Source organism: Martelella sp. AMO21009, assembly GCF_053484295.1.
Genome location: NZ_JBAKFR010000009.1, coordinates 143616 through 165354 on the forward strand (window position 1 = coordinate 143616; position 21739 = coordinate 165354).

The 21739-nt window shown below is 61.6% G+C and carries 18 protein-coding genes; 11 read left to right on the forward strand and 7 right to left on the reverse strand.

Translation table 11 applies throughout. From position 1 onward, the window contains the following. Positions 1-23: 23 nt before the first annotated feature. The gene (gene rpe / locus V6766_RS12840; RefSeq protein WP_448466992.1) at positions 24-689 is read right to left on the reverse strand and encodes a ribulose-phosphate 3-epimerase; all 666 of its coding nucleotides are present in this window, start codon (positions 687-689) and stop codon (positions 24-26) included. 20 nt (positions 690-709) lie between these two features. Then, the gene (locus V6766_RS12845) at positions 710-1801 is read right to left on the reverse strand and encodes a branched-chain amino acid ABC transporter substrate-binding protein (protein ID WP_448466994.1); all 1092 of its coding nucleotides are present in this window, start codon (positions 1799-1801) and stop codon (positions 710-712) included. A gap of 147 nt (positions 1802-1948) precedes the next feature. On the opposite strand from V6766_RS12845, the gene V6766_RS12850 reads away from it, so the two are divergent. Continuing rightward, the gene (locus tag V6766_RS12850; RefSeq protein ID WP_448466996.1) at positions 1949-2443 is read left to right on the forward strand and encodes a flavin reductase; all 495 of its coding nucleotides are present in this window, start codon (positions 1949-1951) and stop codon (positions 2441-2443) included. 212 nt (positions 2444-2655) lie between these two features. On the opposite strand, the gene V6766_RS12855 is transcribed toward V6766_RS12850, so the two are convergent. Together V6766_RS12855 and bcp are read right to left on the reverse strand one after the other, a co-directional pair. After that, on the reverse strand, positions 2656-4062 hold the full coding sequence (locus tag V6766_RS12855; RefSeq protein WP_448466998.1) for a DEAD/DEAH box helicase: 1407 nt from the start codon (positions 4060-4062) through the stop codon (positions 2656-2658). A gap of 153 nt (positions 4063-4215) precedes the next feature. Further along, complete coding sequence (gene bcp / locus V6766_RS12860; RefSeq protein ID WP_448467000.1) at positions 4216-4683, reverse strand: thioredoxin-dependent thiol peroxidase; 468 nt, start codon at positions 4681-4683, stop codon at positions 4216-4218. A gap of 166 nt (positions 4684-4849) precedes the next feature. On the opposite strand from bcp, the gene V6766_RS12865 reads away from it, so the two are divergent. Then, complete coding sequence (locus V6766_RS12865) at positions 4850-8290, forward strand: YhdP family protein (RefSeq protein WP_448467002.1); 3441 nt, start codon at positions 4850-4852, stop codon at positions 8288-8290. A 296-nt stretch (positions 8291-8586) separates the two neighbouring features. On the opposite strand, the gene tyrS is transcribed toward V6766_RS12865, so the two are convergent. Together tyrS and V6766_RS12875 are read right to left on the reverse strand one after the other, a co-directional pair. After that, positions 8587-9840: a tyrosine--tRNA ligase gene (gene tyrS, locus V6766_RS12870; RefSeq protein ID WP_448467004.1), complete on the reverse strand. Its 1254-nt coding sequence runs from the start codon at positions 9838-9840 to the stop codon at positions 8587-8589. A gap of 34 nt (positions 9841-9874) precedes the next feature. Further along, positions 9875-10552 carry an alpha/beta hydrolase gene (locus V6766_RS12875; protein ID WP_230718853.1) on the reverse strand — a complete coding sequence of 226 codons (678 nt, stop codon included), beginning with the start codon at positions 10550-10552 and terminating at the stop codon, positions 9875-9877. A 220-nt stretch (positions 10553-10772) separates the two neighbouring features. Between V6766_RS12875 and V6766_RS12880 the strand changes: the two genes are divergently transcribed. The 7 genes from V6766_RS12880 to sufA all read left to right on the forward strand — a co-directional run bounded on the left by V6766_RS12880 (position 10773) and on the right by sufA (position 18036). Continuing rightward, a complete protein-coding gene (locus tag V6766_RS12880; protein WP_448467006.1) occupies positions 10773-11939 on the forward strand; it encodes a cysteine desulfurase family protein in 1167 nt (388 codons plus the stop codon). A 123-nt stretch (positions 11940-12062) separates the two neighbouring features. Beyond that, the gene (gene sufB, locus V6766_RS12885) at positions 12063-13550 is read left to right on the forward strand and encodes a Fe-S cluster assembly protein SufB (protein ID WP_448467008.1); all 1488 of its coding nucleotides are present in this window, start codon (positions 12063-12065) and stop codon (positions 13548-13550) included. 282 nt (positions 13551-13832) lie between these two features. Then, positions 13833-14588, forward strand: a complete 756-nt coding sequence (gene sufC / locus V6766_RS12890; protein ID WP_018066385.1) for a Fe-S cluster assembly ATPase SufC — start codon at positions 13833-13835, stop codon at positions 14586-14588. A gap of 15 nt (positions 14589-14603) precedes the next feature. After that, on the forward strand, positions 14604-15869 hold the full coding sequence (gene sufD / locus V6766_RS12895) for a Fe-S cluster assembly protein SufD (protein WP_448467011.1): 1266 nt from the start codon (positions 14604-14606) through the stop codon (positions 15867-15869). Between the two features lie 44 nt (positions 15870-15913). Next, positions 15914-17152: a cysteine desulfurase gene (locus V6766_RS12900; RefSeq protein ID WP_448467013.1), complete on the forward strand. Its 1239-nt coding sequence runs from the start codon at positions 15914-15916 to the stop codon at positions 17150-17152. Positions 17153-17196: 44 nt separating this feature from the next. After that, on the forward strand, positions 17197-17571 hold the full coding sequence (locus V6766_RS12905; protein WP_018066388.1) for an SUF system Fe-S cluster assembly protein: 375 nt from the start codon (positions 17197-17199) through the stop codon (positions 17569-17571). A 72-nt stretch (positions 17572-17643) separates the two neighbouring features. Continuing rightward, the gene (gene sufA / locus V6766_RS12910) at positions 17644-18036 is read left to right on the forward strand and encodes a Fe-S cluster assembly scaffold SufA (RefSeq protein ID WP_448429561.1); all 393 of its coding nucleotides are present in this window, start codon (positions 17644-17646) and stop codon (positions 18034-18036) included. A 15-nt stretch (positions 18037-18051) separates the two neighbouring features. Here the strand turns inward: sufA and V6766_RS12915 are convergent, their stop codons facing one another. Beyond that, on the reverse strand, positions 18052-19416 hold the full coding sequence (locus V6766_RS12915; protein WP_448467015.1) for an exo-alpha-sialidase: 1365 nt from the start codon (positions 19414-19416) through the stop codon (positions 18052-18054). A gap of 490 nt (positions 19417-19906) precedes the next feature. On the opposite strand from V6766_RS12915, the gene V6766_RS12920 reads away from it, so the two are divergent. Then, the gene (locus tag V6766_RS12920; protein WP_448467017.1) at positions 19907-21028 is read left to right on the forward strand and encodes a calcium:proton antiporter; all 1122 of its coding nucleotides are present in this window, start codon (positions 19907-19909) and stop codon (positions 21026-21028) included. Positions 21029-21047: 19 nt separating this feature from the next. Beyond that, positions 21048-21662 (forward strand): VC0807 family protein, encoded by a 615-nt coding sequence (locus V6766_RS12925; protein ID WP_448467019.1) that lies wholly within the window; start codon positions 21048-21050, stop codon positions 21660-21662. The last annotated feature ends 77 nt before the right edge of the window (positions 21663-21739 follow it).

Sequence of the window (21739 nt, forward strand, 5' to 3'; positions counted from 1 at the left end):
GAATACGCCTGAAACGCTGTACGCTAAACTGCGGCCGACCGCATCGCATCCATGGCCGGCCGGTAGCTGCCGCCCTCGGCCTTGCCGAAGATGGCCGAGCCCGCGACCAGCACATTGGCGCCGGCTCTTGTGACCGCTTCCACCGTGTCCGGCGCGATCCCGCCATCGACCTGAAGCTCGATCGGGCGGTCGCCGATCAGCGCGTCGACCTGCTTGATCTTCTCAAGCATGGCGGGGATGAAGGCCTGACCGCCGAAACCGGGATTGACGGTCATCACCAGAATGAGGTCGAGATCGTCGATCACGTTTTCGATCGTCGAGACCGGGGTTGCCGGGTTCAACGCCACGCCCGCCTTCTTGCCCAGGTTGCGGATGGTCTGCAACGAGCGGTGCAAGTGCGGTCCGGCCTCCTGGTGCACCGTGATCCTGTCCGATCCCGCCTTGGCAAAGGCCTCAAGATAGGGATCGGCGGGCGCGATCATCAAATGGCAGTCGAAGACGGCATCCGTGTGGCCGCGCAGCTTGGAGATGATCGGCGGGCCAAACGTGATGTTCGGCACGAAGTGGCCGTCCATGACATCGAGATGCACCCAGTCGGCGCCGTCATCAACGACGGCGCGCACATCCTCTCCCAGTCTGGAAAAGTCGGCGGAAAGTATCGAGGGGGCGATGCGCAGGGGACGTTTCACTGCATGTATCCTTCTTGGTATTACTGGCGGGCCGAATCGAAAACCGGCACGAATTGATTACCCTGCCAGCGCAAAAGAAAATACGGATTGTCCGCCAGTTCGTGGCGATCGGTGAAGGAAACCGGGCCGAGCGCGGTGTCGAATTCACCGGTGGCAAGCATAGCGGCGAGCCGGGCGCGATCGCCATCGGCTGCCGCCATTGCCTGGGTGGCAACATCGACCGCGCTTGCGGCAGGCACGACATAGCCTTCCGGGATGACGCCTTCACTGGCGGCAAGCTCCGCGAGCTCGGCGGCAGGGGGGAGTTCGCCATATTCGGGCAGTCCGATCGCCAGAACACCGGGCTCGAGCGGCACCTCGGTTTCCCGGGCGCGGAGGGCCTCGGTTCCGAGGATGGTGAGATCGGCGCCCTGTTCGAGCGCGTCGCGCGCGACAATGGCGACATCATCGCGCGTGCCGCCGATGAAAACATGGGTTGCGCCGGCCTGGGAGAGGCGGCGCACCAGCGACAATTGCTGCTCCTGCGCCGGGCGGAACGTATCGACGAGCACCGGCTGCAGCCCGCGTTCCTCCAGCGCGTTGCGCACGGCATTGACCATCTCGCGGAAATAGATCGTTCCGTCATCGAGCAGGGCGACCGGCTGGTCGATCCATTCGTCCATGATGAAATCGACGATCGCGTCGGTCCCGTCCTGATCGTTGGGCGCCATGCGGAACAGCGGCCAGCCTTCCTTCAGCGCGGTGGCCATCAGCGGCATCGACCGGGCGGAAAGGGTGATCGCCGGAATGCCCGAATCCCGCAGCACAGGCATCGCCCCGCGCACGGTCTCGGAGCAGAAAAAGCCGATGGCGATATCGACGCCGGCATCGGCAAGCGTGCGACCGATATCCGCGCCGCTGCCATCCTCGCAGCTTTCATCGACCGGGGTCAGTTCTATATCGTGGTTTCTGGCGGCAAGGTTCGCGCCATCAAGCGCCTGTTCTCCGAGAATGGCGTAGTCTCCGCTCACCGGCGCGACAACGCCGATCTTCAGGCTCTCGGCCGCAAGGGAAGGAGCGGCGGCGAGCCCGGTGATGGCGAGGCCCAGGAGGCAGGCGTGAATGGATCTCATGATCGCGCGTCCTCTTCTCAAAACTTGCCGCAATGAACCCTGTCATAACCCTTGCCAGATGCAGGGGCAACGCCGTAAGTACCGCAACTGAGTATTAGAGGGATGGTTCCTTGACAGTTTTTTCCACGCTTGAGCGCGGCATTCCCCATGCATGATGATCCGCAGTTTTCCAAACATTACCGCGATGCAATGGCCCATTATGCCGGCCATGTTCAGATCGTAACCACCGCCCATGGCGGCGTGATGCGCGGCGTGACGGCGACCGCCGCCTGCTCGGTATCGGACGCGCCGCCGACGGTGCTGGCGTGCGTCAATCGCCTGAACGAGCACAATGCGATATTCGAGGAAAGCGGCAATTTTGCGCTCAATACGCTTGCCGCCCATCACCGCCCGCTCGCCGATGCCTTCGCCGGCTTCACCGGGCTTTCGGCCGAGGAACGGTTCGCCATGGCTGAATGGGAGGTCGAGGCAAGCGGCGCGCCGGTTCTGGCCGATGCGCTGGCCAGCTTCGATTGCAGGCTGGTGGAAGCAAAGGCAATGACGACGCACTGGATTCTGATCGGCGAGGTCGTCGGCGTGAAGATGAGCGCGCCCGGCGAAGCCTTGCTATACTACAGGCGCGGTTACCACTACTTGTCGTGAAGTGCGGACTTCTCGAAAATATAATTGACGATAATGCGCATTTGTATTATATAATGCGCATACCAAATGAATATTGAGAGATTTTTATCTGTATGTATTGCTGTAAAGGCAAGCTTACTGACGGTTTTTTGACGGCATATCAGGCATATGATGAGAGCCGCACCTCCTGAAGGAGATGCGGCTCTCATCATGTTCAAGGAATTGTCCCGACGTCAGGCCTTGGCGGCGACCAGCATGAAGGCTGGAATCTCGTCGCCGAAGCCGACAGGGGTCTGGTCGTCGTCGCGGTCGCGGCGGCGCGAGCGCCGGCGATCGTCATTGGCGGGTTTCTTCGACGGGGCCGGCTTTTCGGCCGGCGCAGGTTTCGCCGCTTCGGCGGGACGCGGAGCCTCCGCCTTTTCTTCCGCAGGCTTGTTGTCCTGCTTGCGCGACTTGCCCTTGCGGGTGCGGGCTGCGGGCTTTTCACCCTCGTCTTCAGCCTGCACAGTGCCGAGATCGCCGTCGAGATACTCGATCTTGCGATCGATCAGCTTTTCGATGGCATCGACGAACTTGGCATCCTTGGGAGCAACCAGCGTGAAGGCTGCGCCCTTGCGCCCGGCGCGACCGGTGCGGCCGATGCGGTGGACATAGTCCTCGGCATGGATCGGCACGTCGTAATTGAAGACGTGGCTGACATCGGGAATGTCGAGGCCGCGCGCGGCGACATCGGAGGCCACCAGCAGCGGCAATTTGCCGTCACGGAAATTCTGCAGGATCGTGGTGCGCGAATGCTGGTCCATGTCGCCATGGAGCGCCCCGCAGGGATATTCATGGCGCTGCAGCGAGCGCAAGAGATCGGCGACCGACTTCTTGCGGTTGCAGAAGATGATCGCGTTCTTCAGGTCGTCCTGCTTGTCGATTATGGCGCGCAGGGACGCGCGCTTTTCATAGTCCTTGCCGCCGGTGGCGACGAGCTTCTGCTCGACGGTGGCCGCGGTGGAGGAGGGCGGCGCTACTTCGACGCGGGCCGGGTTCTGCAGGAACCGGTCGGCGAGCTTCTGGATCTCCGGCGGCATCGTCGCCGAGAAGAACAGCGTCTGGCGCGTGAACGGAATGAGCTTGGCTATCCGCTCGATATCGGGAATGAAGCCCATGTCGAGCATGCGGTCGGCCTCGTCGATGACGAGGATTTCGACGCCGGTCATCAGCAGCTTGCCGCGCTCGGTGTGGTCGAGCAGGCGGCCGGGCGTGCAGATCAGCACATCGGCGCCGCGTTCGAGCTTGCGGTTCTGCTCCTCGAAGGAAACGCCGCCAATCAGCAGCGCGACATTGAGCTTGTGGTTCTTGCCGTATTTATCGAAATTCTCGGCGACCTGGGCCGCGAGTTCGCGGGTCGGCTCGAGAATCAGCGTGCGCGGCATGCGCGCCCGGGCCCGGCCGCGCTCCAGAAGCGTCAGCATCGGCAGCACGAAGGAAGCGGTCTTCCCGGTGCCGGTCTGGGCGATACCGCAAACATCGCGGCGCTCCAGAGCATGCGGAATGGCGCCCGCCTGGATGGGCGTGGGTTCGCTGTAGCCGGCCTCGGTTACAGCGGAGAGTACTTTGGGACTGAGCCCAAGATCGGAAAATGAGGTCAAAGGAAAACGGGTTCCGTGTTTTCGTGACAAATTCGACGGCGCTTTCACCATCGTCATGCGTACGAGGGGCGGGATAGTCGCAAACGGCCCGAGAGTCAAGAAAACCGGGCGATCAAGGGCATTTCAGCGCCGTGAAATGCCCTTTTTCGTCGGTTACCCGCCGTTGACGGCCTCAAGCACCGCTTCGGCATGGCCGTCCGCCTTCACCTTGCGCCAGATGCGCTTGAGCGTGCCGTCCGGCGCAATCAGGAAAGTCGAGCGCTCGATGCCCATATAGGTCTTGCCATACATGCTCTTTTCCTTCCAGACGCCATAGGCCTCGGCTACCGCATGATCCTCGTCAGCGCCAAGCAGAACGGAAAGGTCATGTTTCTTGGCGAATTTCGCGTGGCTCTTGAGCCCGTCGGGCGAAACGCCCAGAACAATTGTGTTTGCCTTTTCAAAGGCTTCCGAAAGGGCGGTGAACGCAATTGCTTCAACGGTGCAGCCCTTGGTGTCGTCCTTGGGGTAGAAGTAAAGCACCAGGTTCTTGCCCTTGGTGTCCGCCAGCGCGAACGTCTCTTCCTCGGAAACGGGAAGGGAAAAATCGGGGGCCTTGTCGCCTTCTTTCAGTTCGGTCAAATTCTCACTCCTTTGTTCATTTAGCGTTCAAGCACAGGTCGGCATAAATGGCGACCGGATAAAGGGTTGCGCGCTTGCCAGCGATGCGCTTCGTCGTGAATATGCCTTCAGAGATTCGCGCCGGGCAGACCTGTTTCAGCGCAGTTTATACGCTTACGGAGCGGCTTTGGACGACAGCAAGCAAAAAGATTCCCTGATCAGAGGCGAACGCACCCGTTTCGGCCGCGGCGAAAACGTTTCGCTCCACAAGCTGCCCTCGGCCCAGGCGCATGAGCCGATGATCGTGCGCGCGTCGACGCATCGCAGCTTCACCCGTCACTGCTTTCGTTTCCTGGCGTTTTTCGGACTGTTCGCCGGCGGTCTGCTGCTCCTCGTCTACTACGTTATCGAAAGCGGATCGCTGGACCGGTTTCTTGCCGCCAAGGCCAATGAACAGATCGCCGCGGCGATGCCGGACGGCTATCACGCCCGCATCGAGACCGCGCGGCTGAGGCTCGGCGGCGATCTTGACCTGAAGCTCAGCGTGCGCGGCGTGACGCTGTTCGGCCCGGGCGAAAAGCAGATCGCGTCGATCGGAACCATGGATTTCGCCGTGGACCCGATCAAGCTCGCCGGCGGTCAGGTGACCGTCAACTCCGTGTCCGTCGATGATATCGCGGTTGATTCCTCGGCGCTGCCCTCCACCGGGACCTTCCGCCTCACCGAGCACCGGGTCGACAGCCTGCCGGTTCTGGTGGAGCAGATGTTCACCCATACCGATTTCGCCCGCGGCATTCTCACCGCCGCCGATACCCGCTCGATCTATCTGAGCGACATCGTGTTTCCGGTTGGCAGCGCCTCGCCCGGAAAATCCGTCAATGTCGATATCCGCGAGATCAATCTCAACCTTCTGGCCGACGGCATACTCCGGGTCGATGGCGAGGTGCTGCTGGACGGAACGGCGGCCGCGTTTTCTGCCGAATCGGTGGAGCAGGACGGCCGCACGCAAAGTCTGCAGGCCGAGGTTTCCAACCTGGTGCTGACGCCGTTTCTGCTGAGGACGAAGGAAGACGGCGAACCAATGCTCGGCCTTGAGGGGACCGCGGATCTCGTGCTCTCCCTGGAGCGCGCGCGTGTCGACGGCGAGCCCGCGGTCGCCGCGCAGATCGATGTCGGCGCTGGCCGTTTTATCGCGGATTCGATCGCGCGGCCCTTCAACGACGCCAATCTGAACCTGACCTACGATACCGCCAAGAAATCGATCGAAATCAGCGATTCCTCGTTCGAATTCGACGGCAGCCAGTTTCCCTTCACCGCCGGGATTATCGATCTCGACCGCTACCAACCCGATGCCACGGATGGCTATGCGCTGGATGTGCTGGTGCGCGGTGGGCGGTTCAAATCGCGCGAGCCCGGCCTTCCGCCGCTGATATTCGACGCGAAGTTCACCGGGGAGTACCGGGCGTCGATCCCGCGCCTTCTGCTCGATGATATCACGATCAGCTCGCCCCAGGGCATGATGGCGGCCTCGTTCAAGGCGGTGTTCGGCGACGCCAGCCCGGAGCTCAGCTTCGGCGCCCGGATCGAACGGATGGATACCGAAGCGGTCAAGCAGCTCTGGCCGTTCTGGATCGCCAGGAAGCCACGCGAATGGGTCAGCCGTAATCTCCACGGCGGCGTGGTCACCAATGGCGATATCGCAATCTTCCTGAAAGCGGGCCGGATCGAGGGACCCGGTATTCCGCTCGAACTGGACGAGACCGAGATGAAGGTCGCCTTCGATATCGATGACACCCGGATCACGCTCAGCGACCAGATGCCCGATGTCGAGCGCAGCGACGCCCGCGTGGCGATCAATGGCGGCAGGGTCGATGTCGAGATCAGGGACGGCGCGCTCAGCGTTGCCAAATCCCGCACGGTGAAGCTGAAGGAGGGCACCTTCGCGATCGCCGACACCTATTCCAAGCCGCTGACCGGGGCCGTCGACATCATGCTCGCCGGCGAAGTCCGCGATCTGGTGAAGCTCGCCGAGGCGCCGCCGATCAACGCGCTGAAATCGACGGATTTCACCTCCGACCAGTTTTCCGGCAACGCCGAGGTCAATCTCAGGGCAAGTTTTCCGCTCAATCGCGACGTCGCCTTCGATCCGGTCTGGCACGTCGTGGCTGATATCAAGGATGGCGCGATCGCCACGCCCATCAACGGCAACCAGGTCAGCGGCCTAAATGGTCTTATCGAGATCGTGCCTAGCCGGATCTCCTTCGAGGGCGGCGGCAGCGTGGATGGCATACCGCTTGACGTGCAATGGAGCATGCCGCTCGGCAAGCCGGAACAGGCAGCGGATGGCGAGGACGCTCAGTCAGTGCTGTGGCTCGCTGGCAATCTGAGCGATGCCCAGCGCAACCAGCTTGCGCCCGGCCTTGAGGATTATGTCAGCGGTCCGGTTTCCCTCACGGTCGAAGGCGGCGATGAAGGCAATATGATCGCCGTTGACCTGCAGCAGACGACCCTGTCTCTGCCTTTCATCGGCTGGCAGAAGCCGCCGGGCGTGCCCGCCACGCTGTCCTTCACGCTCACGCCCGGCGAAAACGGCGTGACGACGCTTGATGATCTGCGCCTGTCGGGCAGCGGGCTTGGCGCCAGGGGGCGGGTTACCCTCGACAAGGGCGGCCTTCTGGCCGCGACGCTGACCGATGTGGCGATCTCGCCCGGCGACAGCGTCAATATCGGCATGCAGCGCGGCGCGAGCGGGCTCGACGTGACGCTGACCGGCCGGTCCTTCTCGGCCAAGCCGTTGCTCGACCAGCTCGTCAAAAGCGGCAATGGCGGTTCGATCGGCGGCGGGGGAAGCGGCGGCGGCAATGTTGACGTCCATTTCGACATCGCGCGGGTTTCCGGGGAAAACGACCGGCAGCTTTCCGGCGTCAATGGCGACATCAAGGTTCGGGCAGGCAAGATGGCGGATGCCACGCTGAAGGCGACCACCGCCTCGTCGCAGCCGATGGCGCTGACCGTGGCGCCCGACGGCGACCGGCAGTCTGTGTCGCTCAAGACCAGCGGCGCCGGCGCGCTGCTGCGTTTTCTCGGCATCTACCAGAAGATGACGGGCGGTTCGCTCAATCTCGACATGATCGAGACCGATGCCGGCTGGCAGGGAATGGCAACGCTGACGGACTTCCGGCTGATCAAGGACGAGCAGCTCAAGAAAATCCTGTCGGACCCCGTCGCCGCCAATGGCAAGAGCCTGAACGCCGCCTACAAGAATCAGATCAACGAGACCGACCAGCGCTTCCAGCGCGCCCAGGCGGTGATCGATATTTCTAATGGCGTGCTGCGGGTCTCCGATGCGTTCGTGCGCGGCGATCAGGTGGGCGCGACCATCAAGGGCGTTGTGCGCGATGCCGCCGGCAATATCGACATGACCGGCACTTTCATGCCGGCCTATGGGCTGAACCGGATTTTCGCGGAAATCCCGATCTTCGGTCCGCTGCTCGGCAACGGCAACGACAAGGGCCTGTTCGGCATCACCTTCCGTCTCACCGGCAAGACCGAAAAGCCCGAGCTGATCGTCAACCCGCTTTCAGCCATCGCGCCCGGCGTGTTCCGCAAGATCTTCGAGTTTCAGTGATGTGAGGCTTTGCGGTTTGTCCTGATGATCTCATTCAGGGGACTTATCCGCAGAGCCCCCCAATCTTCTCGCCCCGGAGGGGAGAGATGTCGCGAAAGCGACAGTGAGGGGGGAGTCCATCCACTCGAACGCTCTCACGAGACGAGATGCCGCGCCACCCTCACTGCCCCTTTCGGGGCATCTCTCCCGCCAGCGGGAGAGAGTATTGGGAGCAAGCTGCAGTGCTGTGAGCGATATCCGGCCTTAGAGGAAGAGGCGAGTAGGCGACCGCAGGACGCCGACATCGCAGCTCGTTGTCACACCGGCCGCACCAGAATGTGCTTCTTCTTGCCGACCGAAAGCTTGACCACGCCTTCCTGCGTCAGGGCATCGGCGCCGACCGCCATGCGTTCGTCGGAAACGCCCTTGTCGTTCACCTTCACCGCGCCGCCCTTGATATGACGGCGGGCCTCGCCGTTGGAGCCGGCAAGACCGGCCTGGACCATCAGCGTGAGAATGCCGATGCCGCCGTCGAGTTCGGCCTTCGCCACCTCGATCGTCGGCAGGTTTTCGGCGAGCGCGCCTTCCTCGAAGGTCTTGCGGGCGGTTTCGGCGGCTTCCTCGGCAGCGGCGCGGCCATGCAGCATGGCGGTCACCTCGGTCGCAAGGATCTTCTTGACCTCGTTGATCTCCGACCCGCAGAGCGCTGCAAGCCGCGCGATCTCGTCCATCGGCAGCGTGGTGTAGAGCTTCAGGAAGCGGCCGACATCGGCGTCCTCGGTGTTGCGCCAGTACTGCCAGAAATCATAGGCCGACAGCATGTCCGGGTTGAGCCAGATCGCGCCATTGGCCGATTTGCCCATCTTGGCGCCCGATGCCGTCGTCAGAAGCGGTGAGGTCAGCGCGTAAAGCTGCGGGCAGTCCATGCGGTGGCCGAGATCGATGCCGTTGACGATATTGCCCCACTGGTCCGAGCCCCCCATCTGCAGGCGGCAGTCATAGCGCTTGCAAAGCTCGACGAAATCATAGGCCTGGAGGATCATGTAGTTGAATTCCAGGAAGGACAGCGACTGCTCGCGGTCGATGCGCATCTTGACGCTCTCGAAGGACAGCATCCGGTTGACCGAGAAATGGCGGCCGACATCGCGGAGAAATTCGAGATAATTGAGCCCGCGCAGCCATTCGCCATTGTTGATCATCAGCGCGGACTTTTCGCCGGCGTCGTAATCCATGTAATTGGCGAAAACGCGCTGGATCGAGTTGATATTGTCCTCGATCATGTCGAGGGTCATCAGCTTGCGGGCCTCGTCCTTGAACGAGGGGTCGCCGACCATGCCGGTGCCGCCGCCCATCAGCGAGATCGGCCGGTGACCGGTCTTCTGCAGCCAGTGCAGCATCATGATCTGGATCAGCGATCCGGCATGCAGCGAAGGCGCCGTCGGATCAAAGCCGATATAGGCCGTCACCCGCTCCTTCGAAAGAAGTTCGTCAAGCCCGGTCTCATCGGAAATCTGATGAATGAAACCGCGCTCAAAAAGCGTGTGCAGGAATTCGGACTTGAACTTCGACATGGCTATCTGCTTGTATTTTCGCTGTAAGTGGTAACTATCTGATCCGCTTCGGCGCCGGTTCCGGCACCAGTTCGCCGTCGAGGCGGCGGTCAAGGTAGTCCTCGCATTCGGCGAGCAACTCGTCATTCTTGCCGGAGAAGAAGTGATTGGCGCCGGCCACCGTCTTCTGGGTGATCAGGATGCCCTTCTGGGTCTTCAGCTTTTCCACCAGCCCGTTGACGTCGCGCTGCGGGGCCACCTTGTCGGCATCGCCGTGGATGATCAGGCCGGAGGAGGGGCAGGGGGCGAGGAACGAGAAATCGTAGATGTTCGGCTGCGGGGCAATCGACATGAAACCCTCGATCTCCGGCCGGCGCATCAGAAGCTGCATGCCGATCCAGGAGCCGAAGGAATAGCCGGCGACCCAGCAGGTCTTCGAATCGGGATGCAGGCCCTGCACCCAGTCGAGTGCGGCCGCCGCGTCCGACAATTCGCCCGAGCCGTGGTCGAACTCGCCCTGGCTGCGGCCGATGCCGCGGAAATTGAACCTGAGCGTCGTGAAGCCGCGCTTCTGGAACATGTAGAACAGTTCGTAGACGATCGGATTGTTCATCGTGCCGCCGAAGCGGGGGTGGGGATGCAGCACGATCGCGATCGGTGCATTCTTTTCCTTGGACGGCTGGTAACGGCCTTCAAGGCGACCGGCCGGACCGTTGAAAATCACTTCGGGCATTTGCTCTCCGGAAATTTCGGCTCAAACACTCCAACCGGCTTGCAGCGACCCGTTTGACTTGACTAATAGGGTCATCTTTTCTAAAACCAGTTTAGAATTGTTCGAAAGAAAGAGGTCTTCTGTTCTGCGGTCCAAATAGGGCAAGCGGGCAGTGAATTTCAAGGAAAATGCGTTGCCGGGCTGTTTTGCCCGTGTAAACAGGGCCGCCAAAAGAAAGAACATGAGCACCAACCGGATCTATCTCGACTGGAATGCCACCGCGCCGCTTCTGCCTGAAGCGCGCGAAGCGGTGCTGGACGGTCTTGATCTTTGCGGCAATGCCTCCTCCGTTCACCGCGAGGGGCGGGCCGTCAGGGCGCGCGTCGAGGCGGCGCGGCGGCAGGTGGCCGAGTTGGTGGGCGCGGACCCCGCCCATGTCACGTTTCTTGCCGGCGCCACGGAAGCGGCAAACCTGGTGCTGACGCCCGATTTCCGCATGGGGCGCAGGGCTGTGACGCTTGGCGGGCTCTATGTTTCCGGCACCGAACATCCAGCTGTGTTTGAAGGCGGACGCTTTTCCGCCGAGCAGCGTCATGAAATTCCGGTTCTGCCGACCGGCGTGGTCGATCTCGATGCGCTCGATGCCATGCTTTCCGCCCATGACAAGAGCCTCGGCCTGCCGATGGCGGCGGTAATGCTGGTCAACAACGAGACCGGGATTATCCAGCCGGTTGCAGAAGCAGCGGAGATCGTGCATCGGCATGGCGGGCTTCTGGTGGTGGATGCGGTACAGGCTGCCGGCCGTATTCCGGTTTCGATCGAGGCCCTGGACGCCGATTTCCTGATCCTGTCATCGCACAAGCTTGGCGGGCCGAAGGGCGTTGGCGCGTTGATCTCGCGCGGCGAGACGCTGATGCCGGCGCCGCTGGTGCGCGGCGGTGGGCAGGAAAAGGGGCATCATTCCGGCACGGAAAACGTGCCGGGCATTCTCGGTTTCGCCGCAGCCGCTGCCTTCGCCGCGGATGATATTGAGGCTCGGAATACGCGAATCGCGGCGCTGCGCGACCGGCTGGAGGATGGCATGCGTGCTGCGGCCGCCGATGTCGAAATCTACGGCGCGGACCTGCCGCGCGTTGCCAATACCGCGTTCTTCACCCTGCCGGGTCTGAAAGCGGAAACCGGCCAGATCGCCTTCGATCTTGAGGGTATCGCTCTGTCCGCCGGCTCGGCCTGCTCCTCCGGCAAGGTCGGCGAGAGCCAGGTGCTGAAGGCGATGGGGCGCGACTCGCGCCTTGGCGGCTTGCGCGTCTCGCTCGGTTGGTCGACCACGGATCAGGATATCGACGCGGCGATTTCGGCTTTCGGCAAAATCGCCGCGCGCCGCAGGGCGGCCGGACAGGCCGCCTGAAAAATTGACGAATCGCAGGCCGCGCGGGGTGTAATTGCCGCGCAGTCTGATTAAATAGAGCGGTGAACCCGCTTGGGATACGAACCGCCGGACCTTGAACCCGGTTATGAGTGGAGTGACAATATGGTTGCCGTAAAAGAGACCGTCGATCAGGTCGCCGAGATCGACGTCGATCAGTATAAATACGGTTTTGAGACGATGATCGAAGTGGACAAGGCGCCCAAGGGCCTGTCCGAGGACATCATCCGTTTCATCTCGCACAAGAAGAACGAGCCCGACTGGATGCTGGAATGGCGTCTGGAGGCCTATCGCCGCTGGCTTACAATGGAAGAGCCAAGCTGGGCGCGGGTGAGCTACCCGAAGATCGATTTCAACGACATCTACTACTATGCCGCGCCGAAATCCTTCACCGGTCCGAAGACGCTGGACGAGGTCGATCCGGAACTGCTCAAGACCTATGAGAAGCTCGGTATTCCGCTGCAGGAGCAGGAAATCCTCGCGGGCGTCGAGGAAAAACAGCACCAGCCGAAAAACCGCGTCGCCGTCGATGCCGTGTTCGATTCGGTCTCGGTCGTTACCACCTTCAAGAAGGAGCTTGCGAAGGCCGGCGTGATCTTCATGTCGATCTCGGAAGCGATCCGCGAATATCCGGAACTGGTTCAGAAATATCTGTTCTCGGTCGTGCCGCGCGGGGACAATTATTATGCCGCGCTGAACGCCGCCGTCTTTACCGATGGCTCGTTCGTCTACGTGCCGAAGGGCGTCCGCTGCCCGATGGAACTGTCGACCTATTTCCGCATCAACGAGAAGAACACCGGCCAGTTCGAGCGCACGCTGATCATCGCCGAGGAAGGCTCGTATGTTTCCTACCTCGAAGGCTGCACCGCGCCGCAGCGCGACGAGAACCAGCTTCACGCGGCGGTCGTCGAGCTGATCGCGCTGGACGATGCCGAGATCAAGTATTCCACCGTCCAGAACTGGTTTCCGGGCGACAAGGAAGGCAAGGGCGGCATCTACAACTTCGTCACCAAGCGCGGCGATTGCCGGGGCGACAATTCCAAGATTTCGTGGACCCAGGTCGAAACCGGTTCGGCCATCACCTGGAAATACCCCTCCTGCCTGTTGCGCGGCGACAATTCGCGCGGCGAGTTCTATTCGATCGCAGTCTCCAACGGCCATCAGCAGATCGATTCGGGCACCAAGATGATCCATCTCGGCAAGAACACGTCGAGCCGCATCATCTCCAAGGGCATTTCGGCAGGCGTTTCCAACAACACCTATCGCGGCCAGGTCTCGGCCCACCGCAAGGCGGAAAACGCGCGCAACTTCACCCAGTGCGACAGTCTGCTGATCGGCGACAAATGCGGCGCCCACACCGTGCCTTACATCGAGGCCGGGAATGCATCCGCCCGCTTCGAGCACGAGGCCACCACCTCGAAGATTTCCGAGGACCAGCTGTTCTACTGCATGCAGCGCGGCATTCCCGAAGAAGAGGCCATCGCGCTGATCGTCAACGGCTTCGTGCGCGAAGTCATCCAGGAACTGCCGATGGAATTCGCGGTGGAAGCGCAGAAGCTGATCGGGATTTCGCTTGAGGGGAGCGTTGGTTAACCGAGCGGATCGGTGGTTTGCCACGCTCCTTGCCGTTGACCTTTGAGCTCGCCCCACCCGCAGCGTCATCCTCGGGCTTGACCCGAGGATCCATAGGGCGACAGCGGCAGGCCGTAGAGTGGGTGTCGAGATAGGATTGGATCCTCGGGTCAAGCCCGAGGATGACTCAGAATCAGATGGAGCAGCGGCAGTGACGCCGCGCCCTTGAAAAGATTGACAGCGACCGCCTCCGGTCTTGCCGGAATGCACGACAGAGCAGTCGCCTTGTGAAGGAAACGAAAAATGCTTGAGATCAAGAACCTGCACGCACGCATTGCCGAGGATGGCACCGAGATCATTCGCGGGCTGAACCTGACCATTCAGGATGGCGAGGTCGCGGCGATCATGGGACCGAACGGGTCGGGCAAGTCGACGCTCTCCTATATTCTCGCGGGCCGCGAAGACTATGAGGTCACCGAGGGCGAGGTGCTCTATAATGGCGAGAACATTCTGGAGCTCGACGCCGCCGAGCGCGCCGCCAAGGGGCTGTTTCTGGCGTTCCAGTATCCGGTCGAGATCCCGGGCGTCGCCACCATGCAGTTCCTGAAGGTCGCGATCAACGAGCAGCGCAAGGCGCGCGGCGAGGAAGAGCTTTCGACGCCGGACTTCATCCGCAAGGTGCGCGAGGCCTCCGCCGAGCTGAAGATCGATTACGACATGCTGAAGCGTCCGCTGAATGTCGGCTTTTCCGGCGGCGAGAAGAAGCGCGCGGAAATCCTGCAGATGGCGCTGCTGGAGCCGAAGCTCTGCGTCATGGACGAGACCGATTCGGGCCTCGATATCGACGCGCTGAAGATCGTCGCCGACGGCGTCAACGCGCTGCGCGCGCCGGATCGCTCGGTGATGGTCATTACCCACTATCAGCGCCTGCTCGACTACATCGTGCCGGATACGGTCCACGTGCTCTACAAGGGCCAGATCATCCGCACCGGCGGCAAGGAACTGGCCCACGAACTCGAAGCCAATGGCTATGCCGATATCATCGGCGAAGCGGCCTGAGGCGGGAGCGTTGTGATGAATGTGCAAAGCAAGATAACACTGACGGCTGCCGAAGAGGCGCTGGTCGCCGCCTTCGGTCGGCTCTCCGGCTCGCTGCCCGGCAATGCCGATGTCACGATGGAACGCGACCGGTTGGCCGGCGAACTGCGCAAGACCGGTCTGCCGACCCGGCGGATCGAGGCTTGGCACTATACCGACCTGCGGAACCTGCTGCGCGCCGTGCCTGAGGATGCCGGCGAGGCGGTAAACCCGTTGCCGGCCCTGTTGCAAGGCAGCGACGTTCTGCCGCTGGTGCAGGGCCGCGCCGGTGATGGACCCGCTATCGATGGCGTCGCGCGAAGCAAGGTTTCCGATGCGCTTTCAGGCGGCGATAAGACGGTGCGTTTCGCGCTGTCCCATGCCGATGACGCGATCGGCCGCATCAACGGCGCGCTGGTGAGCGACGGCTACGTGCTCGAGATCGCCGAATCCTTTGATGCGCCACTAGAGCTGCAGGCCGTGCATGGTGGCGGGCAGGTGCATACCCGCAACCGCCTGAACTTTGCAGATGGCGTGACCGGGATGGTGATCGAACGCCATGTCGCGCCGGCAGGCGCGGCGGCGCTCATCAGCAATCTTTCGGCGCTGACGCTCGGCAAGGACGCCGAGATCACCTATGTGGTGATGCAGAGCCAGGGCGCGGACGACACCCATCTCGGCAAGCTGAAGATCGAGCTCGGCGAAAACGCCAAGCTGAAGCTGCTGATCGTCAACGCCGGAGGCAAGCTGGTGCGCCACGAGATCGATTGCGCGGTTGTCGGCGAGGGCGCCGACCTGATGCTGCGCGGCGTCAACCTGCTCGGCGGCGACACCCACACCGACATCACCTTCGACCTCGGCCATAACGTTCCCAACACCACCTCGACCGAGATCATCCGCAATGTGGTGTTCGACAAGGCTAAGGGCGTGTTCCAGGGTCTGATCCGGGTTGCGCCCGATGCCCAGAAGACCGACGCCAAGATGTCGTGCAACACGCTGCTGATGAGCGATTTCGGCTCGTTCAACGCCAAGCCGGAGCTTGAAATCTTCGCCGATGACGTGCAGTGCGGCCACGGCGCGACGGTGACGGATATCGACCCGAACCACCTCTATTACCTGATGGCGCGCGGGATACCGCGCAAGGTCGCCGAAGGGCTTCTTATCCACGCCTTCGTCGCCGAAGTGGTGGAGGAACTGGAGCACGAGGCGCTTTCGGAAGCCGTGGAGGCGATCATCGCGGACTGGCTCGATCGCCATGAGTGACCGGCTCCGCGCTCCGGACGGTTCATTGATGGAGTTCATCAATTATGGACACTAAGGTTTCCAGCTACGACGTCGAAAAGATCCGGCAGGATTTTCCAATCCTGTCGCGCACCGTGCATGGCGACAAGCCGCTGGTCTATCTCGACAACGGCGCGTCCGCCCAGAAGCCGCAGGTGGTGATCGACACGATCGCGAATGCCTACGGCCACGAATACGCCAATGTGCATCGCGGGCTGCATTTCCTCTCCAACGCCGCGACCGACGCCTATGAGGCCGCGCGCGAGAAGGTGCGCGCCTTCTTGAATGCCGGTTCGGTGAACGAGATCGTGTTCACCCGCAACACCACCGAGGCGATCAACACGGTTGCCTATGGTTGGGCGATGGAGCACCTGAAGGAGGGCGACGAGATCGTGCTCTCGATCATGGAGCACCATTCCAACATCGTGCCCTGGCATTTCCTGCGCGAGCGCATGGGCGTCAAGCTGGTCTGGGTTCCGGTGGATGATGACGGCGAATTCCACATCGAGGATTTCGAGAAGTGCCTGACCGAGCGCACCAAGCTCGTCGCCATCACGCAGATGTCGAACGCGCTCGGCACCATCGTCGATGTGAAAGAGGTTTGCCGCATCGCCCATGAGCGCGATATTCCGGTGCTGGTCGATGGGTCACAGGGCGCCGTGCACATGCCTGTCGATGTTCGCGATATCGATTGCGACTGGTATGCAATGACCGGCCACAAGCTTTATGGCCCGTCCGGCATCGGCGTGCTCTACGGCAAGTATGACCGGCTCTCAGAAATGCGGCCGTTCCAGGGCGGCGGCGAGATGATCGCCGATGTGTTCGAGGACCGCGTCACCTATGCCGAGCCGCCGCATCGTTTCGAGGCCGGCACGCCGCCGATCGTCCAGGCTATTGGACTGGGCGCCGCGCTTGACTATATGCAAGGAGTAGGGCGCGCGGCGATTGCCGCCCATGAGGCCGATTTGACGGCCTACGCCCGCGAGCAGCTTGGCCATGTCAATGCGCTGCGCGTCATCGGCGATGCAGCTAAAAAGGGCAGCATCTTCTCCTTCGCGATCGAAGGCGTGCATGCCCATGACATCTCGACGATCATCGACCGGCGCGGCGTCGCCGTTCGCGCCGGCACCCACTGCGCACAGCCGCTTCTGGCGCGTTTCGGGGTGACGTCCACCTGCAGGGCCTCGTTCGGCCTGTACAATACCCGCGCGGAAGTGGACGCGCTGGTGGAAGCGCTGGATTACGCGCGCACATTCTTTGCCTGATAGGGGCCTGACAGGTGCCGGAAAGGCCCGATAAGAGGATTGCCATGAGTGTCGAGGAAAAGACTGAAGACCAGACGGCCGGCGCGACTGCCTCTTCCATTCCCCCGGAAGAGCTGGCGCGGCTGAGCGACGACATCATCTCCGCGCTGAAGACGGTCTATGACCCGGAAATCCCGGCCGATATCTTCGAACTCGGCCTGATATACAAGATCGATGTCGATGACGACCGGGTGGTGAAGATCGACATGACGCTGACCGCGCCCGGCTGCCCGGTTGCCGGCGAAATGCCCGGCTGGGTCGAAAATGCCGTGGGCACGGTCGAAGGCGTCTCCGGCGTCGAGGTCGAGATGACTTTCGACCCGCCATGGACGCCGGACCGGATGTCGGAAGAGGCCAAGGTTGCCGTCGGCTGGTATTGACGCCGCCCGGCCGCGCTGATGCAATGCACTTCGAACGCCGGGCCTTGAACCCGGATGTTGATGGAGAATGAAATGGGCTTTCAGGTCATTACCCTTACCGATGCGGCAGCGACCCGCATCAACGAAATCACCGGCAATGCCGGGCCGGATGCACTCGGTATCCGCATATCGATCAAGAAGGGCGGCTGCGCCGGCTTCGAATATGCGGTGGACCTCGTCACGCGCGACAATACCAAGGCCGGCGACGACACCGTCGAGCATGCCGGAGCGAAGGTCTGGGTCGATCCCGCTGCCTCGCTCTATTTGCTGGGCACCGAGATGGATTTCGAGGTCACCAAGCTCAGAACCGGTTTCGTGTTCCGCAATCCCAACGAGACCTCGGCCTGCGGCTGCGGCGAATCGGTGGAACTCAAGGCCGCCGACCTTGCCGAACTGGCACGGGCGCGTGAGACCGCGGCGCACTGATCGGTGGGGCGGGCCTCAGCCTCTGAGGCCGTCATATTGTATCACGCAGATTTTTTCGCTGACGCCGTCCCCGTTCGAAACGCGGTAACTGCAGGAAATATAGAGCGTTCCGTCGTCTCCTTCCGTCACGGAAGGGTCGGTGATCCGGCTGCCGTCTTCCGCCGTCTCCAGGCAGATCGGGTCGAGCCAGGCAAGCGGCCGGTTGCCGCGATCGGATGACGTGCCGAAGAAGCCAACACAAAGATGAAGGTTCCGACACGCCTCGTCGGGAGCGTAGACCACGACGAACGGGCCGAGAGACGGGTCGAATCGCGAATGCTTCAGCGACAGGGCCGAGATGCCCGAATCACGGCTTTTGATGTGCGCATTGAGGATCGGCACGGCCGGGGACCACGTGATCCCGTAATCGCAGGACTCACTTACAGCAATGCGGTCGAGATACAATTCCGGTGCTTTGGCGCGCGGAAAGGCCGTGAGTTTGCCGGACGGGCGCTGGACGATGCTCGGCTCGACGGTGCCGCGGCCGAGAATCGGCGTTTCGGCATAGTGCCAGTTCGCCCCGTCATCGTCCGAGTAAAGCACGACCGAGAGGTTGACGATGTCGGAATGGACCGGAAGCAGCAGACGATCGGCGCCGTTTTCCAGCCTGATCTTTTGCGGCTGGGAGCGCGTCTGCCAGCCCCGTTCATAGCGGTCAGGGCTGAACATGTTGAACACCGTGAGCCGCATGACGACCAAATTGTAGGTGTCGTAGACCATGTACAGGAACACAATGAGCGTGTTTCTCCTCATATGCGCCTGCAGCGCATCGAAGAACCGCAGGATGTCGGAAAACCTGCGCAATCTGTCCAGTATCGGCCGGAGCGCCAGCCTGTTCTCCAGTAATTGCTGCTTCACGTCCTTGAGATAGGTATTGTCGAATTCCCTTATCCTGGCGATCAATGCTTCGATCATCGCGTCGATTGCGGCGGCATCCACCTCCGGCGCTGCCAGATTGTGTCCCTTCTCGGAGCTGAACGACGGCGCTTTCTCGAAGCTCTTTTTCGGCTCGAACGCGCCGTTCAGAAGCGGCCAGGCGTTGGGATAGAGCGCCGCAGCGGCATTGAGGAAATCATCGCCGCTCACCGAAGTCGTCAGAGGATCGCCATCGACCGGCGTGGTCCATCCCACCGAATGGATGCTGTCGAAGGCATCGGACATGTTTCCGGTGCGCGTGCGAAGCTGGGCGCTTGCCTCGGTTCCGTCACTGGTCATCTGCCAGAACAGGCGCATCTTCCCGGCATCGCAATGAAACACCGGGTTGGTGGCCGGATATTTGGAAACAGCGCCGCCTTCGCCATTGTCCGCGATTTTCGCCAGTGGTCGCCAGGCATAGTCCACGGGGTCCGCCGATGAGGCATAGATGGCGGAGGATTGGCCGTCACGTGCATGCTTGTGGGACCAGGATACAAGTAATTTTTCACCGAGAAACGATATGCTGCTGCCGTGATTTCCGGACGCCCAGAAATCACGATTATCATCATCAATAAATACTAATTTCGTATTTTCCCTCATGATCGTTTACCTGTAGTATATTTCCCCTAAATATTCGTATATATTAAATATTAAACCCGGTAAAGTTGATTGTATTTCGGTTTATACATGTATTTTTACATGATTTATTTAGAGGAAATGCAAAAGACCGGGTTGCGGCGCTCGGCTCGGCCGTCTTGCCTGAGGGGCACTCCGACCCGTCGAGGGGCCGGGCAGAGGGCGCTTTGAGGACATTTTACGGGTGGTTGCCTCATCGTCCGCCCTTGCGCGCACAGGCTTAAAATGGTGAATTGATTGCGCCGCGTTTCCGGCGCAATCCATCATCTGCGAGGCTTCCGTGACATCAGACAAGAATGCACTCTGGCGCGAATGGCCGATTGTGCTGATCTGGTGCGCGTTTTTGCTGTTTACCTTCGCGGGCGCTTCGTTGAAGCCGGACTATCTCGGAACGGCGGCCTCGTTCGCGGTGCTTGCCGTGATCTTCGCGGTCATGCTGATGGCGGTGTTTCGCGTGGTGCATCACGCCGAATGCCTGGCGGCGATCTTCGGGGAGCCGCTTGGCACGCTGATCCTGACGCTTTCCGTCATCGGCATCGAGGTGGCGCTGATCACCGCGGTGATGCTGACCGGCGACAACGCGCCGACGCTTGCGCGCGACACCATGTTTTCGGTGCTGATGATCGTGCTGAACGGGCTTGTGGGGCTGAGCCTCCTGATCGGCGGGCTGCGCCACGGCTTGCAGGTGTTCAATCTATCGGGCGCCAATGCCTATCTGATCGTGCTTCTGCCGGTGGCGATCACCAGCCTGATCCTGCCGAGCTTCACGTCTTCTGCGCCGGGCGGCGGGTTGTCGACGCTGCAGACCGTGTTCCAGATCGTGATTTCGCTGGTGCTCTATGGCATCTTCCTGCTGTTTCAGACGGTGCAGAACCCCGTCAGTTTCCAGCAGCCGCGCCATGGCGACGAGGAGCCTGTTGCGCATCACCATCATCTTCAGCCGAAGAGTGCCGGCTTTCATGCCGCGGGCCTGCTTCTGGCCCTGCTGCCGCTGGTGCTGATGTCGAAGAAGCTCGCCGTCTATGTCGATTTCGGCATTGCCCAGGTCGGCGCGCCGGTGGCGCTCGGCGGCTTCATCGTGGCGATCATGATCCTGACGCCGGAGGCGCTGGCAGCGCTGGAAGCCGCCCGAAAGAACCAGCTCCAGCGTGCCGTGAACATTTGCCTCGGCTCCGCTCTTGCCACAATCGGGCTGACGGTGCCGGCGGTGCTGATCGCCGCGCATTTCGTCGGCCTGCCGATCGAGCTTGGCCTGTCGCCGGCCGGCGTCGTGGTGCTGACGCTGTCGCTCGCCATCAGCATCGTCACATTCGTCGGCACCCGCACCAATTCGCTGCAGGGCGTGGTGCATCTGGCGGTGTTCTTTGCTTACGTTATCCTGATCTTCGACGGCGATTTCTAAGCTCTGCGCGGAGGCAGGCATGCGAAACGACATCATCTTCGGCGCGGTCCTGCCCTATGTGGCATTTCTGATCGCCCGTCACTTCGGCCTGTCGACCGTCCACGCGCTGGCGATCGGCTCGATCTTCCCGATCGCGGTGATCCTGATCACCTATGTCAGAAACCGCAGGCTCGCCCCGATCAGCGTGATCACGCTTGCGGCGACGCTCGCATCGCTTGTCGGCAGCCTCTATTTCAACAGCGCCTATCTGGCGCTTCTGAAGAACTCGCTGATCACCGGCTTCGTCGGTCTGGTATTCGCTGCCTCGCTGATGATGCCGCGCCCGCTGGTGTTCTACTTTGCCACCGAAAAGGGCGGGGAGGAGCGTGCGAGCGGCAACCGTCTGTGGGAAGTCTCGCCGCCCTACCGGGCGCTGATGCGCCGGATGACGATCGCCTGGGCCGTCGTGCTGATCTGCGAGGCGACGGTGCGCGCGCTGCTCATCCCGCTGCTGCCGGTCGACATATTCCTGGTGGTCTCGGAGGCGATGTGGATCGTGGTCTTCGCGCTGATGATCTCGTGGAGCCTGCGCTATGGCAGCCGCAAGGGCGAGGAGATTGCCTCCGCCGCCAGGGAGGGCGAGGAGGCTACGTAGCGACCGCTCTACAGCCCTCTCATGCGTCATCAACTCTGTTGGATGATTTTCTCTCTGAACCTTGCATTGAGGGTCAC